Raw genomic sequence first — 18,190 nt, 5'->3', positions numbered from 1 at the left:
TCGCATCCGGTTGACGCGGTGCGCCCCGTAGGGGGTGCGGGGAACTGCGCGACCAGCCACCGACGGCCTGCAGCCGACGCACTGCCCGGGGGCCGGGGCGAAGCCCCGGGACTTCAACTGCGGGCCGTCGTGGCTGGTCGCGCAGTTCCCCGCGCCCCTTACGGGGCGCCGCAGTGCCGCGTCACCAAGATCCGCCGGACAGGCTAAAGGCCGCCCGGCACCAGCGCCGCCCCGAAGGGCAGGTTCCGCGCGACCGTGAACGCCAGGACGAGCCCGCCGAGCGCCCACCAGGCCCACGGGCGCAGCGCCACCCGCATCCCCCTCCCGTCGCGCAGCGCCCGGACACACCACACGGCCCAGAACCCGGCGAAGGCGGCGTACGCGGCCACGGCGAGCGCATTGGCGCCGAGTGCGCCGGCGAGGTCGCCGTGCGCGAGGGCGTGCAGGCCGCGCAGGCCGCCGCAGCCCGGGCAGTACAGGCCCGTCCAGTGCAGCAGCGGGCAGACCGGGTACCGGCCCGGCCGGCCCGGGTCCACGGCGCCCACGTACGCCACGGCCGCCGCGAGCCCCGCGGCGACACCGAGCGGGGCGGCGAGGCGGCGCAGCGGGGATTGAAGTTCCCGCACGCTGCCGAGTCTCCCCCGCACAGCACGAAAGCGCAGCTCAGGACGGGCGTACGGGCGGTGTTGCCGTCCGTACGGTCCTGGGCCGCGCCTTTGCGGGAGGGAGGGAGGGAGAGGACCGGAGGTCAGCCCTGCGTCTGCGCCTGGGTCTTCGGCTGCCCCATGCCCATGGCGCGCATGATCATGCCGACGACACCGCCGAGCAGGACGATGACCATTCCGGCCCAGAAGCCCACCGGCTTGGCCATCACGACGAACGCGCCGGAGACGCAGAAGCCGATGAAGGCGATGATGACACCGGTCCACGCGGCCGGGGTGTGTCCGTGGCTGCTACCCGACATGAGACTGACTCCTCGTTGCTGTATCGCGCCTGCGGGCGCAGAGATCACTCCGGGACATTGTTCCGTACGCGCCGTGCCGGTCCGCTCCGGGGTGGGCGTGTCCCGGCCGCGTCACGGGCGGCGTCACCGGCCGGCCCCGCCCGTGGGGTCCTCGCCGCGGTCGAGGGCCTTCCACAGGTCCTCGGGGCGGTCGGGGTCGGGTACCGCGGCGGTGCGCCGCGGGCGGGGGGCGCCGTCGCGCTCGTAGCGGCCGGACATGGCGGGCCAGTCGCGGCCGTACCGCAGGGCGACCAGCCCGGCCAGGAGCAGCAGGGCACCGCCCGCGAGGGCGACCCACGGCCAGGCGGTGTGGGTGACGCCCTGGACGGTCGCCTCGGTCAGGCCGTTGACCTTGGCGGCCTTCTGGTCCAGCGCACCGGTGTCCGAGGCGCCCGTGACGGCGCCCGCGACGACGCCCGCGCCGCTCAGCGCGAGCAGCGCGGCGACGAGCAGCCGCCCGGCCCCGCGCACCGCGAAGACGGCCACCAGGGCGGCCAGCCCGACGACGGCCAGCGCCGTGGGCAGGCCGCTGATGTCCTGGCCGGTGGCGTGCCGGGGCAGGGTGCCGCGGGCGACGGCGGCCGCGCCCTCGGCCCAGGTGCGGCCGCCCGCGAGCAGCACGAGCGCCGCACCGGCGGCACCGGACGGCAGGGCGACGGCGACACTGCGCCGGCCGCCGCGCCGCGCACGGGGGGTGGCGGACTCGGCCTGGGGACGGGGGTGGGGTACTGCTGCGCTCACGGTTCCACTATCCCCCGGCGATTTCCGGCCCGCGCGACCGGGGTGCCCGGCACGCTCACGGGGCTCACGGTGCAAGCCGGTTGGCGGTGTGCACGGCGCGCAGCACCGCGGCGGCCTTGTTGCGGCACTCGGCGTCCTCGGCCGCCGGGTCGGAGTCGGCGACCACGCCGGCGCCGGCCTGGACGTAGGCGGTGCCGTCGCGCAGCAGGGCCGTGCGGATGGCGATGGCGGTGTCGGAGTCCCCGGCGAAGTCCAGGTAGCCGACGCAGCCGCCGTACAGCCCCCGGTGGGTGGGCTCCAGCTCCTCGATGATCTGCATGGCCCGCGGCTTGGGGGCGCCGGAGAGGGTGCCCGCGGGGAAGCAGGCGGTCAGCACGTCGAAAGCGGTGCGGCCGGGGGCCAGGCGGCCGGTGACGGTGGAGACGATGTGCATCACGTGGCTGTAGCGCTCGACCGACATGAAGTCGACGACCTCGACACTGCCGGGCTCGCAGACCCGGCCGAGGTCGTTGCGCCCGAGGTCGACGAGCATCAGGTGCTCGGCGCGCTCCTTGGGGTCGGCCATCAGCTCCTCGGCGAGCGCGGCGTCCGCCTGCGGCGTGGCGCCGCGCGGGCGCGTCCCCGCGATGGGGTGCACCATGGCGTGCCCGTCCTCGACCTTGACCAGCGCCTCGGGGCTGGACCCGACCACGTCGAACGCCCCTCCTTCCCCGTGGGGGAATCGGAACAGGTACATGTACGGGCTCGGGTTCGTGGCCCGCAGCACCCGGTAGACGTCCAGGGCCGAGGCCGTGCACGGGGTCTCGAACCGCTGCGAGGGCACGACCTGGAAGGCCTCGCCCGCGCGGATGCGCTCCTTGATGTCGTCGACGGCCGTCATGTAGTCCGGGCCGCCCCAGCGCGCGGTGTACTCGGGCAGTTCGGAGGCGGGCAGGGCGACGGGCTGCGTGGGCTCCGGCCTGCGCAGGTCGGCGGCCATGGCGTCGAGCCGGGCGACGGCATCGGCGTAGGCCTCGTCGATGCCCGTCGACAGGTCGTTGTGGTTGATCGCGTTGGCGATCAGCAGGACGCTGCCGCTCCAGTGGTCCAGGACGGCGAGGTCCGAGGTGAGCAGCATGGTCAGCTCGGGCAGGCCCAGCTCGTCCCGGCCGTGCTCGCCGATCCTCTCCAGGCGGCGGACGATGTCGTAGCCGAGGTAGCCCACCATGCCGCCGGTGAACGGCGGAAGTCCCGCACCCTCTATCAGGTCGCGCGGGGTGTGCAGGGCCTCGACGGTGGCCCGCAGCGCATCCAGCGGGTCCCCGTCGACGGGGACGCCGACGGGCGGGGTGCCGAGCCAGTGGGTCTGCCCGTCGCGGACGGTGAGCGTGGCGGAGCTGCGGACGCCGATGAAGGAGTATCGGGCCCAGGTGCGGCCGTTCTCGGCGGACTCCAGCAGGAACGTGCCGGGGCGCTCGGCGGCGAGCTTGCGGTAGAGGCCGACGGGGGTGTCCCCGTCGGCGAGGAAACGGCGGGTGACCGGGATGACGCGGCGGTCCTTCGCGAGCATCCGGAAGGTCTCGGCGTCGGGGCTGATGCCCTCGTGCTTGGCAGCCATGCCCTGGGAGCCTAGCGGCTCTGTTTGGCGTCGGGGTTCGACTGCGGGTTCGTTGTGGCTGGTCGCGCCCACGCGGCGGAGCCGCACAATGTCACAGCCTCGCGCCCCTTACGGGGCGCTCAGGATGACGTCCCCGTCGAAGCACGTCCTCGTGCCCGTGTGGCATGCCGGGCCCACCTGGTCGACCTTGACCAGGAGGGTGTCTCCGTCGCAGTCCAGGGCCACGGACTTCACGTGCTGGACGTGGCCGGACGTGTCGCCCTTGACCCAGTACTCCTGCCGGCTGCGGCTCCAGTAGGTGCAGCGGCCGGTGGTGAGGGTGCGGTGGAGGGCCTCGTCGTCCATCCAGCCGAGCATGAGCACCTCACCGGTGTCGTACTGCTGGGCGACGGCGGGGACCAGACCGTCGGCGGTGCGCTTGAGGCGCGCGGCGACGGCCGGGTCGAGAGCGGAGGAATTGCCTGTCATGCCCCCCATTCTGCCGCGGCGGCCGTAGGCTGGCGCCATGTCGACCCACGCGCAGCGCGAACGCCTGCTCCTCGCCGACCTGTTGGAGACCTCGGGCCCCGACGCCCCGACGCTCTGCGAGGGCTGGAACGCCCGTGATCTCGCCGCACACGTGGTGGTGCGCGAGCGCCGTGCCGACGCCGCGGCCGGCGTGCTGTTCAAGCCGCTGGCGGCCCGGCTGGAGCGGGTGCAGGCGGAGTTCGCGGCGAAGCCGTACGAGGAGCTGGTGCAGCTCGTCAGGAGCGGGCCGCCGAAGGTCTCGCCGTTCGCCCTCAAGCAGATCGACGAGGCGGCGAACACGGTGGAGTTCTACGTGCACACCGAGGACGTGCGCCGGGCCCGGCCGGACTGGACGCCGCGCTCGGTGGACCCGGTCTTCGCGGACGCCCTGTGGACCCGCCTGGAGGCGATGGCCCGGGTGCTGGGCCGCCGCTCGCCGGTCGGCCTGGTGCTGCGGCGCCCCGACGGACGGACCGCGGTGGCCCGGAAGGGGGCTCCGGTGGTCACGGTGACCGGTGAGCCGACCGAGCTGACCCTGTTCGCCTTCGGCCGCCAGAAGGCGGCCAAGGTGGAGCTGGAGGGCGACGAGATGGCCGTGGCCAAGCTGGGGGCGGCGAAGCTGGGCATCTAGCGCCCCGAAGGGGCGCGAGGAACTGCGCGACCAGCCACGACCGGCCCGCAGCCGAAGCTCACCGCACCGGATGCCCCGCATCCCGCAGCGAACCCTTGACGTCCCCGATCCGAAGATCGCCGAAGTGGAACACCGACGCGGCCAGCACCGCATCGGCCCCCGCCTCCACCGCCGGAGCAAAGTGCTCAAGGCGCCCCGCACCACCACTCGCGATCACCGGCACGGTGACATGCTTCCGCACCGCCCGGATCATCTCCGTGTCGTAGCCGTCCTTCGTGCCGTCCGCGTCCATGGAGTTCAGCAGGATCTCGCCGGCGCCCAGTTCGGCGGCGCGGTGCGCCCACTCGACCGCGTCGATGCCGGTGCCGCGGCGGCCGCCGTGCGTGGTGACCTCGAAGCTGCCGGACGCGGTCCGTCGCGCGTCCACGGACAGCACCAGCACCTGGCTGCCGAACCGCTCGGCGATCTCGCGGATCACGTCGGGGCGCTCGATGGCGGCGGTGTTGATGCCGACCTTGTCGGCCCCGGCGCGGAGCAGCTTGTCGACGTCCTCGGGGGTGCGCACGCCGCCGCCGACCGTCAGCGGGATGAACACCTGCTCGGCCGTGCGGCGCACGACGTCGTAGGTGGTCTCGCGGTTGCCGGAGGAGGCCGTGATGTCGAGGAAGGTCAGCTCGTCGGCGCCCTCGGCGCCGTAGACCCTGGCCATCTCGACGGGGTCGCCGGCGTCGCGCAGGTTCTGGAAGTTGACGCCCTTGACGACCCGGCCGTTGTCCACGTCCAGGCAGGGGATGACTCGGACCGCCAGGGTCATGTGCTCGTTGCTCCTCGGAAGGCTTCTACTTCTACTTCGACCAGCGCGCGGGAGTCGACGAAACCGGAGACCACGACCATGGTCGAGGCCGGCCGGACGTCGTCGAAGAGCTCCTTGTGGGCGCGGCCGACCGCGTCCACGTCGCGCACGTGGGCCAGGTACATACGGGTGCGGACGACGGACTCGATGCCGAGTCCGAGCTCCTTCAGGGCGTGCAGCGCCTTGCCGAAGGCCGCGAGCGTCTGCTCGTAGGGATCGCCCTCGCCCTGGATCACGCCGCCGGTGATGGGCAGCGTGCCGGAGACGAGGACCCGGTCCCCCGCCTCCACGGCCCGTGCGAATCCGATCGTCTCCTCCCAGGAGCTGTCCGACTGCACACGCCGCGGCGCGGGGGATTCGGTCATACGGACACAGCCTCCAGTGCCTCTTCCAGGGTGAACGCCTTGGCGTAGAGGGCCTTGCCCACGATGGCGCCTTCCACACCCTCCGGTACCAGGGTGGCAAGAGCCCGCAGATCGTCAAGGGAGGAGACGCCGCCGGACGCGACGACCGGCCGGTCGGTGGCGGCGCAGACGTTCTTCAGCAGCTCCAGGTTGGGGCCCTGGAGGGTGCCGTCCTTGGCGATGTCGGTGACGACGTAGCGGGCGCAGCCCTCGGAGTCCAGGCGGGCCAGGGTCTCGTAGAGGTCGCCGCCGTCGCGGGTCCAGCCGCGGCCGCGCAGGGTGGTGCCGCGGACGTCGAGGCCGACGGCGATGCGGTCGCCGTGCTCGGCGATGACCTTGGCGACCCACTCGGGGCTCTCCAGGGCGGCGGTGCCGAGGTTGACGCGGGTGCAGCCGGTGGCGAGGGCCGCGGCGAGGGAGGCGTCGTCGCGGATGCCGCCGGAGAGCTCGACCTTGATGTCCATGGCGCGGACGACCTCGGCGACCTGTGCGCGGTTGTCCCCGGTGCCGAAGGCGGCGTCGAGGTCGACCAGGTGCAGCCACTCGGCGCCGGCGCGCTGCCAGGCCTGGGCGGCGGTCAGCGGGTCGCCGTAGGAGGTCTCCGTGCCGGACTCGCCGTGGACGAGGCGGACGGCCTGGCCGTCGCGGACGTCGACGGCGGGGAGGAGTTCAAGCGTGGGCATCAGAGCGTCTCGATCCAGTTGGTCAGCAGCTGGGCTCCGGCGTCGCCGGACTTCTCGGGGTGGAACTGCGTGGCGCACAGCGGCCCGTTCTCGACGGCGGCCACGAAGGGCTCGCCGTGCGTGGCCCAGGTGACCAGCGGCGGGCGGATGACGTCGCTGCCGACCACGAAGTTCCACTCGCGCACGGCGTAGGAGTGCACGAAGTAGTAGCGGGTGTCGGCGTCGAGGCCCGCGAAGAGCCGGGTGCCCTCGGGCGGTTCGACGGTGTTCCAGCCCATGTGCGGGACGACGGGCGCCTTGAGCGGCTCGACGGTGCCGGGCCACTCGTCGAGGCCGTCGGTCTCTACGCCGTGCTCGATGCCGCGCTCGAAGAGGATCTGCATGCCGACGCAGATGCCCATGACCGGGCGGCCGCCGGACAGCCGGCGTTCGACGATCCAGTCGCCGCGCGCGGAGCGCAGCCCCTGCATGCAGGCGGCGAAGGCGCCGACGCCGGGGACGAGCAGACCGTCGGCGTTCATGGCCTTGTCGTAGTCACCGGTGATCTCCACGTCCGCACCGACGTGGGCGAGGGCGCGCTCGGCGGAACGGACGTTGCCGAAGCCGTAGTCGAAGACGACGACCTTCTTCTTCGCGTTTCCGCTCATGACCACAGTCCTTCGATGCGCAGGATGCCCGCGGCGAGCGACATGGCCGAGCCGACGGCGAGCAGCGTGATGATGCTCTTGGACATCTTCTGCTTCCAGAAGGAGTAGACGCCGCCGAGGAGGAACAGGCCCAGCAGGATGAACAGCGTGGAGATGGAGTTCACAGGGCGCCCTTCGTCGACGGGATGATCCCGGCGGCGCGCTGGTCGCGCTCGCAGGCGTAACGCAGGGCACGGGCAAGGGCCTTGAACTGGCACTCGACGATGTGGTGCGCGTTGCGCCCGTAGGGCACGTGGACGTGCAGGGCGATCTGGGCCTGTGCGACGAAGGACTCCAGGATGTGCCGGGTCATCGTCGTGTCGTAGGCGCCGATCATCGGCGCCATGTTCTCGGGCTCGCTGTGCACCAGGTAGGGGCGGCCGGAGAGGTCGACGGTGACCTGGGCGAGCGACTCGTCCAGCGGGACCGTGCAGTTGCCGAAGCGGTAGATGCCGGTCTTGTCGCCGAGGGCCTGCTTGAAGGCGGCGCCGAGCGCGAGGGCGGTGTCCTCGATGGTGTGGTGGGTGTCGATGTGCAGGTCGCCGTCGGTCTTGACCGTGAGGTCGAAGAGGCCGTGGCGGCCGAGCTGGTCGAGCATGTGGTCGTAGAAGCCGACGCCGGTGGACACGTCGACCTGGCCGGTGCCGTCGAGGTCTATCTCGACGAGCACGGACGTCTCCTTGGTGGTGCGCTCAACGCGGCCCACACGCGGGTTCATGAGTTGCTCTCCTTGCGAATGGTGCGCACCGCTTCGAGGAACGCGTCGTTCTCGGCCGGGGTGCCCGCGGTGACGCGGAGCCATCCCGGTACGCCGTTGTCCCGCACCAGCACACCCTGGTCGAGGATGGCCTGCCAGGCGGTGTGGCTGTCGGGGAAGCGGCCGAACTGCACGAAGTTGGCGTCGGACTCGGTCACTTCGCAGCCCATGGCGCGCAGCTCGGTGACGATGCGGTCGCGCTCGGCCTTGAGCTGCTCGACGTAGCCGAGCAGCGTGTCGGTGAACTCCAGGGCGGCCAGGGCCGTGGCCTGGGTGACCGACGAGAGGTGGTACGGCAGGCGGACCAGCTGCACGGCGTCGACGACGGCGGGGTGCGCCGCGAGGTAGCCCAGGCGCAGCCCGGCCGCGCCGAAGGCCTTGGACATGGTGCGCGAGACGACCAGGTGCGGTCGGCCCTCGATCAGCGGGAGCAGCGAGGGGCGGTGGCTGAACTCGCCGTAGGCCTCGTCCACGACGACGACCGACGGCTTGGCGGCCTGCGCGGCCTCGTACAGCCGCAGCACCGTCTCCTCGGTGACCGCCGTGCCCGTCGGGTTGTTGGGCGAGCAGATGAAGACCACGTCGGGCTTGTGCTCGGCGATCGCGGCGACGGCCGCGTCGGTGTCGATGGTGAAGTCCTCGTGGCGGGGGCCGGGGATCCAGCCGGTGCCGGTGCCGCGCGAGATGAGCGCGTGCATCGAGTACGAGGGCTCGAAGCCGAGGGCCGTGCGGCCGGGTCCGCCGAAGGTCTGCAGCAGCTGCTGGAGGACCTCGTTGGAGCCGTTGGCGGCCCACACCTGCTGCCGCGTGACCTCGTAACCCGTGGTGCGGGAGAGGTACTTGGCGAGCTCGGTGCGCAGCTCGACCGCGTCCCGGTCGGGGTAGCGGTTGAGGTTCCGGGCCGCCTCGGCGACGCGCTCGGCGATGCGGGCGACGAGCGGCTCGGGCAGCGGGTAGGGGTTCTCGTTGGTGTTCAGGCGTACGGGCACGTCGAGCTGGGGAGCGCCGTACGGGGACTTGCCGCGCAGTTCGTCCCGGATGGGGAGATCGTCGATACCAGTCACTTGCTCTCCGGAACCCTCCAGTCGAACCGTGCCTTGACAGCGGCACCGTGTGCGGGCAGATCCTCGGCCTCGGCCAGCGTCACCACGTGCCCGGCCACCTCGGCGAGGGCCTCGCGGCTGTAGTCGACAACGTGGATGCCGCGCAGGAAGGACTGCACGGAGAGGCCGGAGGAGTGGCAGGCGCAACCGCCCGTGGGCAGCACGTGGTTGGAGCCGGCGGCGTAGTCGCCGAGCGAGACGGGCGCGTACGGGCCGACGAAGATCGCCCCCGCGTTGCGCACCCGGGCGGCGACGGCGGAGGCGTCCGCGGTCTGGATCTCCAGGTGCTCGGCGGCGTAGGCGTCCACGACCGCGAGGCCCTGGTCGATGCCGTCGACGAGGACGATGCCGGACTGGCGGCCGGTGAGGGCCGGGAGGATCCGGTCCTCGACGTGCTTGGTCGCGGCGACCTGGACCTTGAGCTCCTGCTCGACCGCGGCCGCCAGCTCCTCGGAGTCGGTGACGAGCACGGAGGCGGCCAGCGGGTCGTGCTCGGCCTGGCTGATCAGGTCCGCGGCGACGTGCACCGGGTCGGCGGTGGCGTCGGCGAGGATGGCGATCTCGGTGGGGCCGGCCTCGGCGTCGATGCCGATGCGGCCCTTGAGCAGCCGCTTGGCGGCGGCGACCCAGATGTTGCCGGGGCCGGTGACCATGGTGACCGGGCGGCACTCGTCGGTGCCGTAGGCGAACATGGCGATCGCCTGGGCGCCGCCGGCCGCGTAGACCTCGTCGACGCCCAGCAGCGCGCAGGCGGCCAGGATCGTCGGGTGCGGCAGACCGCCGAAATCGGCCTGCGGGGGCGAGGCGACGGCCATCGAGCCGACGCCGGCCTCCTGGGCCGGGACGACGTTCATGACGACGGACGAGGGGTAGACGGACCGGCCGCCGGGCACGTACAGCCCGACGCGCTCCACCGGCACCCAGCGCTCGGTGACGGTGCCGCCGGGCACGACCTGGGTGGTGTGGTCGGTGCGGCGCTGCTCGCGGTGGACGATGCGGGCGCGCCGGATGGACTCCTCGAGCGCGGCGCGGACGGCCGGGTCGAGCTCCTCCAGGGCACGGGTGATCGCCTCGGCGGGGACCCGCACGCGGTCGATCGTGACGCCGTCGAACTTCTCCGCGTAGTCGATCAAGGCCGCGGTGCCGCGATGATGCACGTCCTCGCAGATGGGCCGCACCTTCTCCAGGGCGGCTGCAACGTCGAGTTCGGCTCGGGGCAGCAGGTCGCGGTCGATACCGCCTTCTGGGAAGGCAGCACCGCGCAGATCGATTCGGGAAATCACACGGCCAATTGTCTCAGACCCGTCCCGTCGCACGTTTCTCCGGACCACCCTCTGATACGCCTGCACGGACGGTGTCCGCGCCGCCACAGGGGGAATGGGGATCCGTAGCACGGCCGTACGGGTGACGGAAGGGGGCGCGGTGACCGAGCAGACGGACGGCGGGCTTCCGCACGGGCTGGATCTCACCCCTGCCGAGCAGGGGATGTGGCAGGCGTTCCGCCAGGGCAGCACCCACGACCTGCGGGCCGCCGAGCACGAGCGCAACGATCCGGACGGCCCGCACGCCTGGGGCCCCGAGCGCAGCGTGCGCGCGACGGTCGTCGCGCTGCTGCTCCTGGACGGCCCGCCCGCGCTGCCCGGCCGGGTGGCCGCGCTCAAGCTCAACGGGGTGCGGATCACCGGCCGGCTCGACCTCTCCGGCGGGACCGTCGTCCCCTACGTCGAGCTGCACAACTGCCGCTTCGACCAGCAGCTGCTGCTGCCCGAGTGCCACTTCACCACCCTGCGCCTGGTCGGCTGCGCCATTCCCCGGCTGGAGGCCGCCCGGCTGCACACCGAGGGCGATCTGCACCTGCCGCGCTCGGTGATACGGCACGGCGTCCGACTGACCGACGCCCACATCGGCACGGACCTGCTGCTCAACCAGGCCGTGGTGCGCCGGGACCGGCACGGGGTGTCCGTCGCCGCGGACGGCCTGACCGTCGGGCAGGACCTGCAGGCCGAGATGATGCGCTCCTACGGGGAACTGAGCCTGCGCGGCGCCACCGTCGGCGCCTCGCTGAGCCTGCGCGGCTCGGCCCTGCACAACCCCTACGGGCGACGCGCGCTCAACGCCCCGCAGCTCACCGTGGAGCGCACCCTCTACCTCACGGCGGTCGGCATCAGCGGCTCCGCCTTCCCCGGCGGCACTCCCCCGTACGGCATCACCCCCGGCACGCCCGAGCGGGGCACGCGGGTGCAGCGCTTCGAGTGCCACGGCGGGGCGCGGCTGGACGACGGGCGGTTCGGCGACGCGGTGGACCTGAGCCAGGCCCTCTTCGTGATGCAGCCGGACCAGGAACTGTCGCTGCGCCGCGTCCAGACGCCCGAGCTGCGCTTCCTCGGGGACCGGCCGGAGCGCGGGCGGGTCGTGCTGTCGGGGGCCCGGGTCACCAATCTGGTGGACCGCTACGACAGCTGGCCGGGCCCCGGCGGGCTGACGATGGCCGGCTTCTTCTACGAGAACCTCATACCCCTGGGCCGCTTCCCGCTCCCGCTGCGCCTGGAGTGGGTGGCCGCGGCCACCCCCGAGTACGCGCCGGAGCCGTACGAGCGGCTGGCCGCCGCCCTGCGCGACAGCGGGGAGGACGAGGACGCGCGCGAGGTGCTGCTGGCCAAGCAGCGGCGCAGACGCGAGACGCTGCCCCTGGCCGGCCGGGCCTGGGGCTATCTGCAGGACTGGGCCGTGGCCTACGGCTACCGCCCGGGCCGGGCGGCGGTGTGGATGGCGGTGCTGTGGGCGCTGGGGACGCTCTACTTCTCCCACCAGCACTTCGAACCGGTCAAGGAGCACGAGGGCCCCGCCTGGAACCCCGAGCTCTACACCCTGGACCTGCTGCTGCCGGTCGTCGACCTCGGGCAGGGCCTGGCCTGGAAGACCACGGGCCTCGCCCAATGGCTGTCGGCCGCGCTGATCCTGCTGGGCTGGGTACTGGCGACGACGGTCGCCGCCGGGGCCTCCCGGCTGCTGCGCCGCCAGTGAACTCCCGGCACCCTGTCGGCGCTGGCCATTAGGCTTACCGGCTGTGACCAGCGCTCGCCTTCCGATCTTCCCGCTGAACTCGGTGCTCTTCCCGGGGCTCGTCCTTCCGCTCAACGTCTTCGAGCAGCGGTACCGCGCCATGATGCGCGAGCTGTCGGCGCTGCCGGAGGAGATGCCGCGGCGCTTCGGCGTCGTCGCCATCCGCGACGGCCGCGAGGTCGCGCCCACCGCGCCGGGCCTGCCCGAGCAGGCCCGCCCGGAGCCGGGGCCGGCGTCCGGGTTCGGCCCCGATCCCCTCACGTCCTTCTACTCCGTGGGCTGCATGGCCGAGGCGGCCACCATCCGCGAGCGCCCGGACGGCACGTACGAGGTCCTCGCCAGCGGCACCACCCGCTTCCGGCTGCTGTCGGTCGACGCCACCGGCCCCTATCTGACGGGCGAGGTCGAGGAGATCCCGGAGCAACAGGGCGACGAGGCGGGCGCCCTGGCCTCGGGCGTGGTGCGGGCGTTCCGCGCGTACCAGAAGCGGCTGGCCGGAGCGAGCGAGCGCTCGCTGGCCGGGCAGGCGGATCTGCCCGGGGAGCCGTCGGTGCTGTCCTATCTGGTCGCGGCCGCGGCGGTGCTGGACACCCCCGCCAAGCAGCGGCTGCTCCAGACGCCGGACACCGCGTCGCGGCTGGCGGAGGAGCTGAGGTTGCTGCGCGCCGAGACGGCCGTGATCGGTAAGCTCCCGTCGTTGCCGGCCGTGGAGCTCACCAGACGGCCGACCAGCCCCAACTGACCGAGGGGACGGACGCGTTGGCGAAGACGAAGAAGCAGGGTGCGGGCTCGACGCCCGCCATCGTGGCCCTGGAGAAGGCCGGGACGGCGTTCTCCGTGCACGCCTACGAGCACGACCCCGCCGTGGCGTCCTACGGCGAGGAGGCCGCACAGGCGATGGGCGTCGAGCCGGGCAGGGTCTTCAAGACCCTGGTGGCCGACGTCGACGGCAGCCTGACGGTCGCGGTCGTGCCGGTGTCCGGCTCCCTGGACCTCAAGGCCCTGGCCGCTGCGCTCGGCGGCAAGCGGGCCGCGATGGCCGACCCGGCCCTCGCGGAGCGCACCACGGGGTACGTACGGGGCGGCATCTCCCCGCTCGGGCAGCGCAAGCGGCTGCGCACGGCGCTGGACGCGTCGGCGGGCGCACACCCCACGATCTGCGTGTCGGCGGGCCGCCGGGGCCTGGAGGTGGAGCTCGCGCCGGGAGACCTGGCGGCGCTCACGGGGGCGGTGGTCGCACCGATTGCGCGCGCCTGACCCCTGGACGGTTCCGCTGCGCTCGGCTACCACCGAGGGGTAGAGGAGGGGATGCCCATGTCCAAGCGGACCCGCAAGCGGAGGTGGCGCCTGAAGAAGGGCCGGGCCAACCACGGGAGGCGGCCGGCGTAGGGGGTTCGGGGCCCCGGTCCCGCCCCTTCGCCGTTTTCCTGGGGCAAGCCCCAGCCCCCAGTCCGGGGGAACCGCGCCCCTGACGGGCGCCCCGTGCGGGGCGCTAGGCCTCCGGCGGAGCCTCGGCCGCCGGCCAATGCGGCACCGGCTCCGGATCCCTGGGCCCGAACAGGGCCGTAAGGCCCAAGTGCACCGCCATCGCGGCCAAGGGCCACGCCAACAGCGTGCCCTTGGCCCCCAGCTTCAGCGGCCCGTCGAAGACGACCCCCTTGCCCACGGCCCGCGCGTGCGCGGCCACGTCCGGCGTCGGCCCCAGCCAGACGCCCAGCCGCCAGCCGATCAGCGAGGCCAGCAGCGAGCCCACCGCCAGTCCGACCACCACGGCGATGCCGCCGCTGCGGCGGAACCAGAAGACCAGCGCCGCGCTCACCGCGCCGAACCCGAGCCCCAGGAAGGCGAAGACGCCGTCCGCGCCGACGGCCTGCTCGCCCTCCGAGTTGCGCAGGTACACCGCCTTGCCGTCCGAGATCAGCGGCACCCGCGGCGCCAGCCACAGCCACAGCAGCCCCAGCAGCAGCCCGGACACCGTCACGGCCGCCAGGACGACGGCGGACTGCCGCGCCTCGGTGCGCAGGTCGTGCGCGGGGGCGGCGGGCGGCGGTTCCTCGGGAACGGCGGGCTGGTCGTGCGGGGAGAGCGATGCGGTCACCCCGTCATCGTGCCAGGCCGGCGCGGTGCGGCGCGTCACCGCACCGCCGCCCGGCGGAAGGCCCAGGTGGCCGCGGCCAGCGACACCACGCCGACGGCCGCGCAGACGCCGAGGTCGGCGGCGACCAGCAGCCAGTCGGGGTGCGCGTCGAAGCTGCGGGCCAGCGCCTCCACCCCGTAGGTGGAGGGCAGCAGGTCGCGCGCGAGGGCGACCGGCATCGGCATGTGCGAGGCCGGCAGCACGCCCAGCAGCAGCGCCGCGGACATGCCCAACTGGCCGGCCAGCGTGGCCAGTTCCTGGCGCGGCGCGAGCAGTCCCAGCGCCGCGCCGAGCCCGGAGAGCGCGGCCCCGGCGAGCGGGATCACCGCGGCCAGCACCCACAGGTGCCCCAGCGGCAGCTTGAACAGCACGCTGCCCACGACGGCCGTGACGGCCGTGCCGGGCACGGTGAAGGACGCGTAGGCCCCGGCCGCGCCGAGCACCACCGCGGCGGGCGGCACCGGCAGCGTCGCGTAGTGGTCGAGCCCGCCGCCGGCGCGCAGCTGTCCGAAGTACTGGGCCAGGAGGTTGAGCGCGACGAACGCCACGACCAGCACGCTGGAGCCGGACACGACGGCCCGCGCCGCGTCCCCGCCGTCCACGACGCCGCGCATCAGGATCATGATGCCGACGGACTGGAAGGTCGCCACGAACAGCAGCGGTATCCGCGCCACGCGGGCACGCGACAGCTGGGCACGGTAGACCGCGGCCAGCGCGGGCAGCAACCGGGCCCGCGGGCCGAGCGGGGCGGCCTCGCCGTCCCCGGCCCGGGCCCGGGCGTCGCCGCGCTCGCGGCTCTGCCCCGGCACCACCCCGGTGGTCACAGCGCTCATCCCTTTACCAAACCCTCCGTACGACCGCCCAGCGCCAGATAGACGTCCTCCAGGCTGGGCGTGGCGAGCGTGAAGTCGTCGAGCGCGGCGAAGGCGGGACCGCCGGTGACGGCGGCGACGGCGGCGCGCGCCTCGGCGGGCCCGAGCCGCAGCGACCAGCGGCGCCCGGCCTCGGTCGCCGCGCCGCGCAGGGCGGCGACCTCGGGGACGTCCAGCGGAGGATCGGTGCGCCAGACGAGGTCGACCCGGACCTCGTCGCCGACGAGCTGCTTGAGCCCGGCCGGGGTGTCGCAGGCGATGATCCGGCCGCTCTCCAGGACGGCGACCCGGTCCAGGACGGTCTCGGCCTCGATGACGTTGTGGGTGACGAGCAGCACGGTGGCGCCGCGCTCGGCGCGCCGCCGGTCGACGGCGGACCAGACGGCGCGGCGGGCCACGGGGTCCATGCCGGTGGTGGGCTCGTCGAGGATCAGCACGGGCCGGTCGCCGACCAGCGCGGCGGCGAAGCAGGCGAGGCGGCGCTGGCCGCCGGAGAGCTTCTTCAGCGGCCGCGAGGCGATGGCGGTGAGCCCGAGCTCCTCCAGGACGGCGTCGCGCTCGGCGCGGGCGGCGCGCAGGTCCAGCCCGCGCAGCCGGCCGGTGGTCTCGGCGGCGAGGGAGACGGTCAGCTCGTCGAGCGCGGTGGAGTGCTGGCCGAGGTAGCCGACGAGCCGGGCGGCGCGCTCGGGGTGCCGGACGAGGTCGTGGCCGAGCAGTTCGACGCGGCCCGCGTCGGGCCGCAGCAGGCCGGTGAGCTGGCGGACGAGCGTGGTCTTGCCGGCGCCGTTCGGGCCGAGCAGCCCGAAGATCTCGCCGCGCCGGATGTCGAGGTCGATGCCGGCGCTGGCCTGCACGGCCCCGGTGCCGGGTGCGCCGCGGCGGCCGCGCGCGGCGGGGTAGGTCTTGACGAGGCCGCGCACGGTGCACACCGTGGGGCTTGCAGCCCGCTCCGCCTGTTTCGCGACCGTTCTCACGAGCTATGAGGTTACGCGCCTGGGCGGCGCGGCTCGCCACGGGGGCTGCGCCCCGGCTGCGGGGACGGTGCGGGCCGTCTGTGGCTGATCGCGCAGTTCCCCGCGCCCCTTCGGGGCGCGAGCCCAAGTCCGGGGGTCCGGGGGCAGAGCCCCCGAGATCGGGGGGCTTGGGGGGCTTGCCCCCCAAGAAACGGTGAAGGGGCGGGACCGGGGCACCTCTAATCCCCAGCCGGTGCGTGCTCCGCCGCCGTTCGCGCGTCGATCTCGCGCCAGAACCCGGCACGAATCGCATAGCGGTCGTGCTCGTCGATCTGGTCGTCCTTGTGCGCCAGCAGCCCGAAGCGGGCTGCGTACCGCAGCAGCTCGCCGTCGATGCGGTGGGGAATCCGCGGGTATTCCGTCGACAGGTGCTGCAGGTGGACGGAGTCCGTGATGCGCTCGGTCCAGCGCCGGGCGAAGACCTGGCCCACCTCGAAGGGGTCGCCGCCGACGGTGGTGATGTCCTCCTCGCGGTCGGCCCAGCGCTGTTCCGCGCTGGTGAGCTGGGCCAGCGTGGGCAGGGAGGCGGTCTCGGGGGTCTCCCCCAGGCCGTTGCCCGGGCCGCTCCGCTCGACCCAGCCCTTGTCGGACGACCAGCGCAGGGTCGCGTTGGGCGAGGCCCCGGTACTCACCGCGGGCGGCTGCCCGTTGGCCTGGGCCGCGGGGCCGCGGCCCAGGCTCGCGAGGTCCTTCGGCGTGGGCACCCCGCGGCTGCCGGGCGTGTCGCCCGTGCGCTCGGGCCCCGCGCTCCCGGGGAGCGCGGCGGCCGCCGCGGGCCGGGAGCCGTTGCCCGTGTCGGTGCCGGAGTCCCCGTTGCGGGCGGCCGCGGCGGCCGCCGCCGCGGCGCTCTCGGGGAGCGGGGCGGAGAGGATGGCCGCGATCTCGGGCCGGGGCGCCGGCTGCGGCGCGCAGGGGCCGGTGAGCTCCTTGGCCCGGACCGCCCGGGTGATCCAGGTGCGGTCGAGCACGCGCCGCTCGTCGGCCTCGGCGACGAGGTCCTCGGACTGGTTGTAGTCGCCGTCGGCGGCCTGGACGGCCCACAGGTGGACGGCGACCCCGTGTTCCTTGGCGGACATCAGGCCGGGCAGCAGGTCGCCGTCGCCGGTGACGAGCACGATGTCGGAGCACGCCCTGTTGCGGGCGAGCTCGGTGAGTTCGGCGTGCATGGCCGCGTCCACGCCCTTCTGGGCCCAGCGGCCGTCGCTGCGGGTCAGGGCGCCGAGCCGGACGGTGACGCGCGGCATGACGCGCAGCCGGCGGTGCTCGGGCTGGGGAACCCGGTCGGGGGCGCCGTCGAACCAGTAGATGCGCAGCAACGGGCGTTCGGTGTCGGCCTCGGCGCGTTCGCGCAGGCCCTGGATGAGCGTTGCGTGGTCGACCGTGATGCGCGACCGGGCGGGCTCCCCGGCCAGCAGGCTCGCGGCGGCGCCCAGCAGATAGCCGGCGTCGACCAGGACGACGCAGCGGTCCACGGTCCACCTCTCTCCATGGGTCGGGGCCGGCCGGCAGCACGGTCGTCCCCCCGGCACAGTGGTGCCCCGGCGCTCCGGGCTTTCGGCTTTCCCTGGAGTCTGCCCGACCGCGCGGGGGTTATCAGTCCGAACTGGATCATCGGCGTGGCGGATACGGGTAACAGTCGACAAGTGTCCCTATCACTCACGGTAATTACCCGAAATGCGCGGTTCGGCGGTGCGTGCAAGGGTGTGCGAAAGGGGGGTCACCCCGATGTGGAGGCATACCGGCATGGCCAAGAACAAGAAACAGGACCGGTCCAGGCAGCAGGCCCAATCGGCTGAAAAGAGCACTCAGCAGGCGCAGAAGTCCTCGATCGAGGCCCAGTCCGAGCAGCGGCAGAGCCAAGTGACCCCCGGCGACCTGGCCCGTAAGGGCAAGCAGAAGCGCTTCGGCCACAACTGACCGGCGCTTCGGTGCGCTTGAGGGGCGCGCCCGCATTCGGCGGGCGCGCCCCTCGCGCTGTCGGGCCGTCGCGGCCCAGGGCCTGCCGTCACATTCCCGTCGTCGCCCGAAGGGCGGCCCCGCGGCGTCTGGTGCGTGCTCTCGGCGTGCCGGGCGGAAGTCCTCGTACTGGACGTACTTGGGCTTTCGCCCGGCACGGCGAGAGTGCGTGCCAGGCGTCGCG

General features: G+C 73.6%; 22 protein-coding genes. 5 read left to right on the top strand and 17 right to left on the bottom strand.

The genetic code is table 11. The features are described from left to right. Window positions 1-203: 203 nt before the first annotated feature. The 5 genes from ACMATS_RS28575 to hisI all read right to left on the bottom strand — a co-directional run bounded on the left by ACMATS_RS28575 (window position 204) and on the right by hisI (window position 3,809). Window positions 204-626 carry a DUF2752 domain-containing protein gene (locus tag ACMATS_RS28575; protein WP_414169530.1) on the bottom strand — a complete coding sequence of 141 codons (423 nt, stop codon included), beginning with the start codon at window positions 624-626 and terminating at the stop codon, window positions 204-206. 122 nt (window positions 627-748) lie between these two features. After that, entirely contained in the window at window positions 749-964 is a 216-nt protein-coding gene (locus tag ACMATS_RS28570) for an HGxxPAAW family protein (protein ID WP_336412522.1), read from the bottom strand. 123 nt (window positions 965-1,087) lie between these two features. Further along, entirely contained in the window at window positions 1,088-1,744 is a 657-nt protein-coding gene (locus ACMATS_RS28565) for a TIGR02234 family membrane protein (RefSeq protein WP_414169529.1), read from the bottom strand. Between the two features lie 64 nt (window positions 1,745-1,808). Beyond that, window positions 1,809-3,341, bottom strand: coding sequence for an anthranilate synthase component I (locus tag ACMATS_RS28560; RefSeq protein WP_390777567.1), 1,533 nt, complete (start codon window positions 3,339-3,341; stop codon window positions 1,809-1,811). A 108-nt stretch (window positions 3,342-3,449) separates the two neighbouring features. Next, window positions 3,450-3,809 (bottom strand): phosphoribosyl-AMP cyclohydrolase, encoded by a 360-nt coding sequence (gene hisI / locus ACMATS_RS28555; protein WP_414169528.1) that lies wholly within the window; start codon window positions 3,807-3,809, stop codon window positions 3,450-3,452. Window positions 3,810-3,846: 37 nt separating this feature from the next. On the opposite strand from hisI, the gene ACMATS_RS28550 reads away from it, so the two are divergent. Further along, entirely contained in the window at window positions 3,847-4,479 is a 633-nt protein-coding gene (locus ACMATS_RS28550; RefSeq protein WP_414169527.1) for a TIGR03085 family metal-binding protein, read from the top strand. Between the two features lie 58 nt (window positions 4,480-4,537). Here the strand turns inward: ACMATS_RS28550 and hisF are convergent, their stop codons facing one another. From hisF to hisD, 8 genes are read right to left on the bottom strand one after another with little or no spacing between them, the layout of a single operon-like run. Next, window positions 4,538-5,293, bottom strand: a complete 756-nt coding sequence (hisF, locus tag ACMATS_RS28545; protein WP_391155338.1) for an imidazole glycerol phosphate synthase subunit HisF — start codon at window positions 5,291-5,293, stop codon at window positions 4,538-4,540. Next, the gene (locus tag ACMATS_RS28540) at window positions 5,290-5,697 is read right to left on the bottom strand and encodes a RidA family protein (RefSeq protein WP_336412528.1); all 408 of its coding nucleotides are present in this window, start codon (window positions 5,695-5,697) and stop codon (window positions 5,290-5,292) included. Before ACMATS_RS28540 ends, hisF begins: the two co-directional genes overlap by 4 nt. Then, entirely contained in the window at window positions 5,694-6,419 is a 726-nt protein-coding gene (gene priA / locus ACMATS_RS28535; RefSeq protein WP_390777571.1) for a bifunctional 1-(5-phosphoribosyl)-5-((5-phosphoribosylamino)methylideneamino)imidazole-4-carboxamide isomerase/phosphoribosylanthranilate isomerase PriA, read from the bottom strand. The genes ACMATS_RS28540 and priA overlap by 4 nt, the downstream gene beginning before the upstream one ends. Further along, window positions 6,419-7,066 carry an imidazole glycerol phosphate synthase subunit HisH gene (hisH, locus tag ACMATS_RS28530; RefSeq protein ID WP_414169526.1) on the bottom strand — a complete coding sequence of 216 codons (648 nt, stop codon included), beginning with the start codon at window positions 7,064-7,066 and terminating at the stop codon, window positions 6,419-6,421. The genes priA and hisH overlap by 1 nt, the downstream gene beginning before the upstream one ends. Then, window positions 7,063-7,230 carry a hypothetical protein gene (locus ACMATS_RS28525; protein WP_390777573.1) on the bottom strand — a complete coding sequence of 56 codons (168 nt, stop codon included), beginning with the start codon at window positions 7,228-7,230 and terminating at the stop codon, window positions 7,063-7,065. The genes hisH and ACMATS_RS28525 overlap by 4 nt, the downstream gene beginning before the upstream one ends. Then, a complete protein-coding gene (hisB, locus tag ACMATS_RS28520) occupies window positions 7,227-7,823 on the bottom strand; it encodes an imidazoleglycerol-phosphate dehydratase HisB (protein WP_390777574.1) in 597 nt (198 codons plus the stop codon). Before hisB ends, ACMATS_RS28525 begins: the two co-directional genes overlap by 4 nt. Continuing rightward, window positions 7,820-8,926 carry a histidinol-phosphate transaminase gene (locus ACMATS_RS28515; RefSeq protein WP_414169525.1) on the bottom strand — a complete coding sequence of 369 codons (1,107 nt, stop codon included), beginning with the start codon at window positions 8,924-8,926 and terminating at the stop codon, window positions 7,820-7,822. Before ACMATS_RS28515 ends, hisB begins: the two co-directional genes overlap by 4 nt. Continuing rightward, window positions 8,923-10,248, bottom strand: a complete 1,326-nt coding sequence (hisD, locus tag ACMATS_RS28510) for a histidinol dehydrogenase (RefSeq protein ID WP_414169524.1) — start codon at window positions 10,246-10,248, stop codon at window positions 8,923-8,925. Before hisD ends, ACMATS_RS28515 begins: the two co-directional genes overlap by 4 nt. A 139-nt stretch (window positions 10,249-10,387) precedes the next feature. Between hisD and ACMATS_RS28505 the strand changes: the two genes are divergently transcribed. The 3 genes from ACMATS_RS28505 to ybaK are packed head-to-tail and all read left to right on the top strand — an operon-like array spanning window position 10,388 to window position 13,285. Beyond that, window positions 10,388-11,989 carry an oxidoreductase gene (locus tag ACMATS_RS28505; protein WP_390777577.1) on the top strand — a complete coding sequence of 534 codons (1,602 nt, stop codon included), beginning with the start codon at window positions 10,388-10,390 and terminating at the stop codon, window positions 11,987-11,989. Window positions 11,990-12,032: 43 nt separating this feature from the next. Beyond that, window positions 12,033-12,770, top strand: a complete 738-nt coding sequence (locus tag ACMATS_RS28500) for an LON peptidase substrate-binding domain-containing protein (protein WP_390777578.1) — start codon at window positions 12,033-12,035, stop codon at window positions 12,768-12,770. A gap of 17 nt (window positions 12,771-12,787) precedes the next feature. Continuing rightward, on the top strand, window positions 12,788-13,285 hold the full coding sequence (gene ybaK / locus ACMATS_RS28495) for a Cys-tRNA(Pro) deacylase (protein WP_336412537.1): 498 nt from the start codon (window positions 12,788-12,790) through the stop codon (window positions 13,283-13,285). Window positions 13,286-13,520: 235 nt separating this feature from the next. Here ybaK and ACMATS_RS28490 read toward each other — a convergent pair whose 3' ends face one another. From ACMATS_RS28490 to ACMATS_RS28475, 4 genes are all read right to left on the bottom strand, one after another. Continuing rightward, complete coding sequence (locus ACMATS_RS28490) at window positions 13,521-14,126, bottom strand: hypothetical protein (protein ID WP_390777579.1); 606 nt, start codon at window positions 14,124-14,126, stop codon at window positions 13,521-13,523. Window positions 14,127-14,161: 35 nt separating this feature from the next. Beyond that, window positions 14,162-14,998 (bottom strand): ABC transporter permease, encoded by an 837-nt coding sequence (locus ACMATS_RS28485; RefSeq protein ID WP_390777580.1) that lies wholly within the window; start codon window positions 14,996-14,998, stop codon window positions 14,162-14,164. Continuing rightward, a complete protein-coding gene (locus ACMATS_RS28480) occupies window positions 14,995-15,966 on the bottom strand; it encodes an ABC transporter ATP-binding protein (protein WP_414170813.1) in 972 nt (323 codons plus the stop codon). The genes ACMATS_RS28485 and ACMATS_RS28480 overlap by 4 nt, the downstream gene beginning before the upstream one ends. A gap of 263 nt (window positions 15,967-16,229) precedes the next feature. Further along, window positions 16,230-17,522: an NYN domain-containing protein gene (locus ACMATS_RS28475; protein ID WP_414169523.1), complete on the bottom strand. Its 1,293-nt coding sequence runs from the start codon at window positions 17,520-17,522 to the stop codon at window positions 16,230-16,232. Window positions 17,523-17,793: 271 nt separating this feature from the next. Here ACMATS_RS28475 and ACMATS_RS28470 point away from each other — a divergent pair, with 271 nt between their 5' ends. Next, on the top strand, window positions 17,794-17,967 hold the full coding sequence (locus ACMATS_RS28470; RefSeq protein WP_414169522.1) for a hypothetical protein: 174 nt from the start codon (window positions 17,794-17,796) through the stop codon (window positions 17,965-17,967). Window positions 17,968-18,190 lie beyond the last annotated feature (223 nt).

The organism is Streptoverticillium reticulum (assembly GCF_047456005.1).
GTDB lineage: Bacteria > Actinomycetota > Actinomycetes > Streptomycetales > Streptomycetaceae > Streptomyces > Streptomyces reticulum.
This window is presented reverse-complemented; position numbering and strand designations above follow the sequence as displayed.

Bases quoted from the DNA above. Each gene is read 5' to 3' on its own strand.
- hisF (WP_391155338.1), bottom strand. From the start codon at position 5,293: ATGACCCTGGCGGTCCGAGTCATCCCCTGCCTGGACGTGGACAACGGC.
- ACMATS_RS28570 (WP_336412522.1), bottom strand. From the start codon at position 964: ATGTCGGGTAGCAGCCACGGACACACCCCGGCCGCGTGGACCGGTGTC.
- hisH (WP_414169526.1), bottom strand. From the start codon at position 7,066: ATGAGCGGAAACGCGAAGAAGAAGGTCGTCGTCTTCGACTACGGCTTC.
- ACMATS_RS28470 (WP_414169522.1), top strand. From the start codon at position 17,794: ATGGCCAAGAACAAGAAACAGGACCGGTCCAGGCAGCAGGCCCAATCG.
- hisB (WP_390777574.1), bottom strand. From the start codon at position 7,823: ATGAACCCGCGTGTGGGCCGCGTTGAGCGCACCACCAAGGAGACGTCC.
- ACMATS_RS28485 (WP_390777580.1), bottom strand. From the start codon at position 14,998: ATGAGCGCTGTGACCACCGGGGTGGTGCCGGGGCAGAGCCGCGAGCGC.
- ACMATS_RS28550 (WP_414169527.1), top strand. From the start codon at position 3,847: ATGTCGACCCACGCGCAGCGCGAACGCCTGCTCCTCGCCGACCTGTTG.
- ACMATS_RS28540 (WP_336412528.1), bottom strand. From the start codon at position 5,697: ATGACCGAATCCCCCGCGCCGCGGCGTGTGCAGTCGGACAGCTCCTGG.
- ACMATS_RS28560 (WP_390777567.1), bottom strand. From the start codon at position 3,341: ATGGCTGCCAAGCACGAGGGCATCAGCCCCGACGCCGAGACCTTCCGG.
- hisI (WP_414169528.1), bottom strand. From the start codon at position 3,809: ATGACAGGCAATTCCTCCGCTCTCGACCCGGCCGTCGCCGCGCGCCTC.
- priA (WP_390777571.1), bottom strand. From the start codon at position 6,419: ATGCCCACGCTTGAACTCCTCCCCGCCGTCGACGTCCGCGACGGCCAG.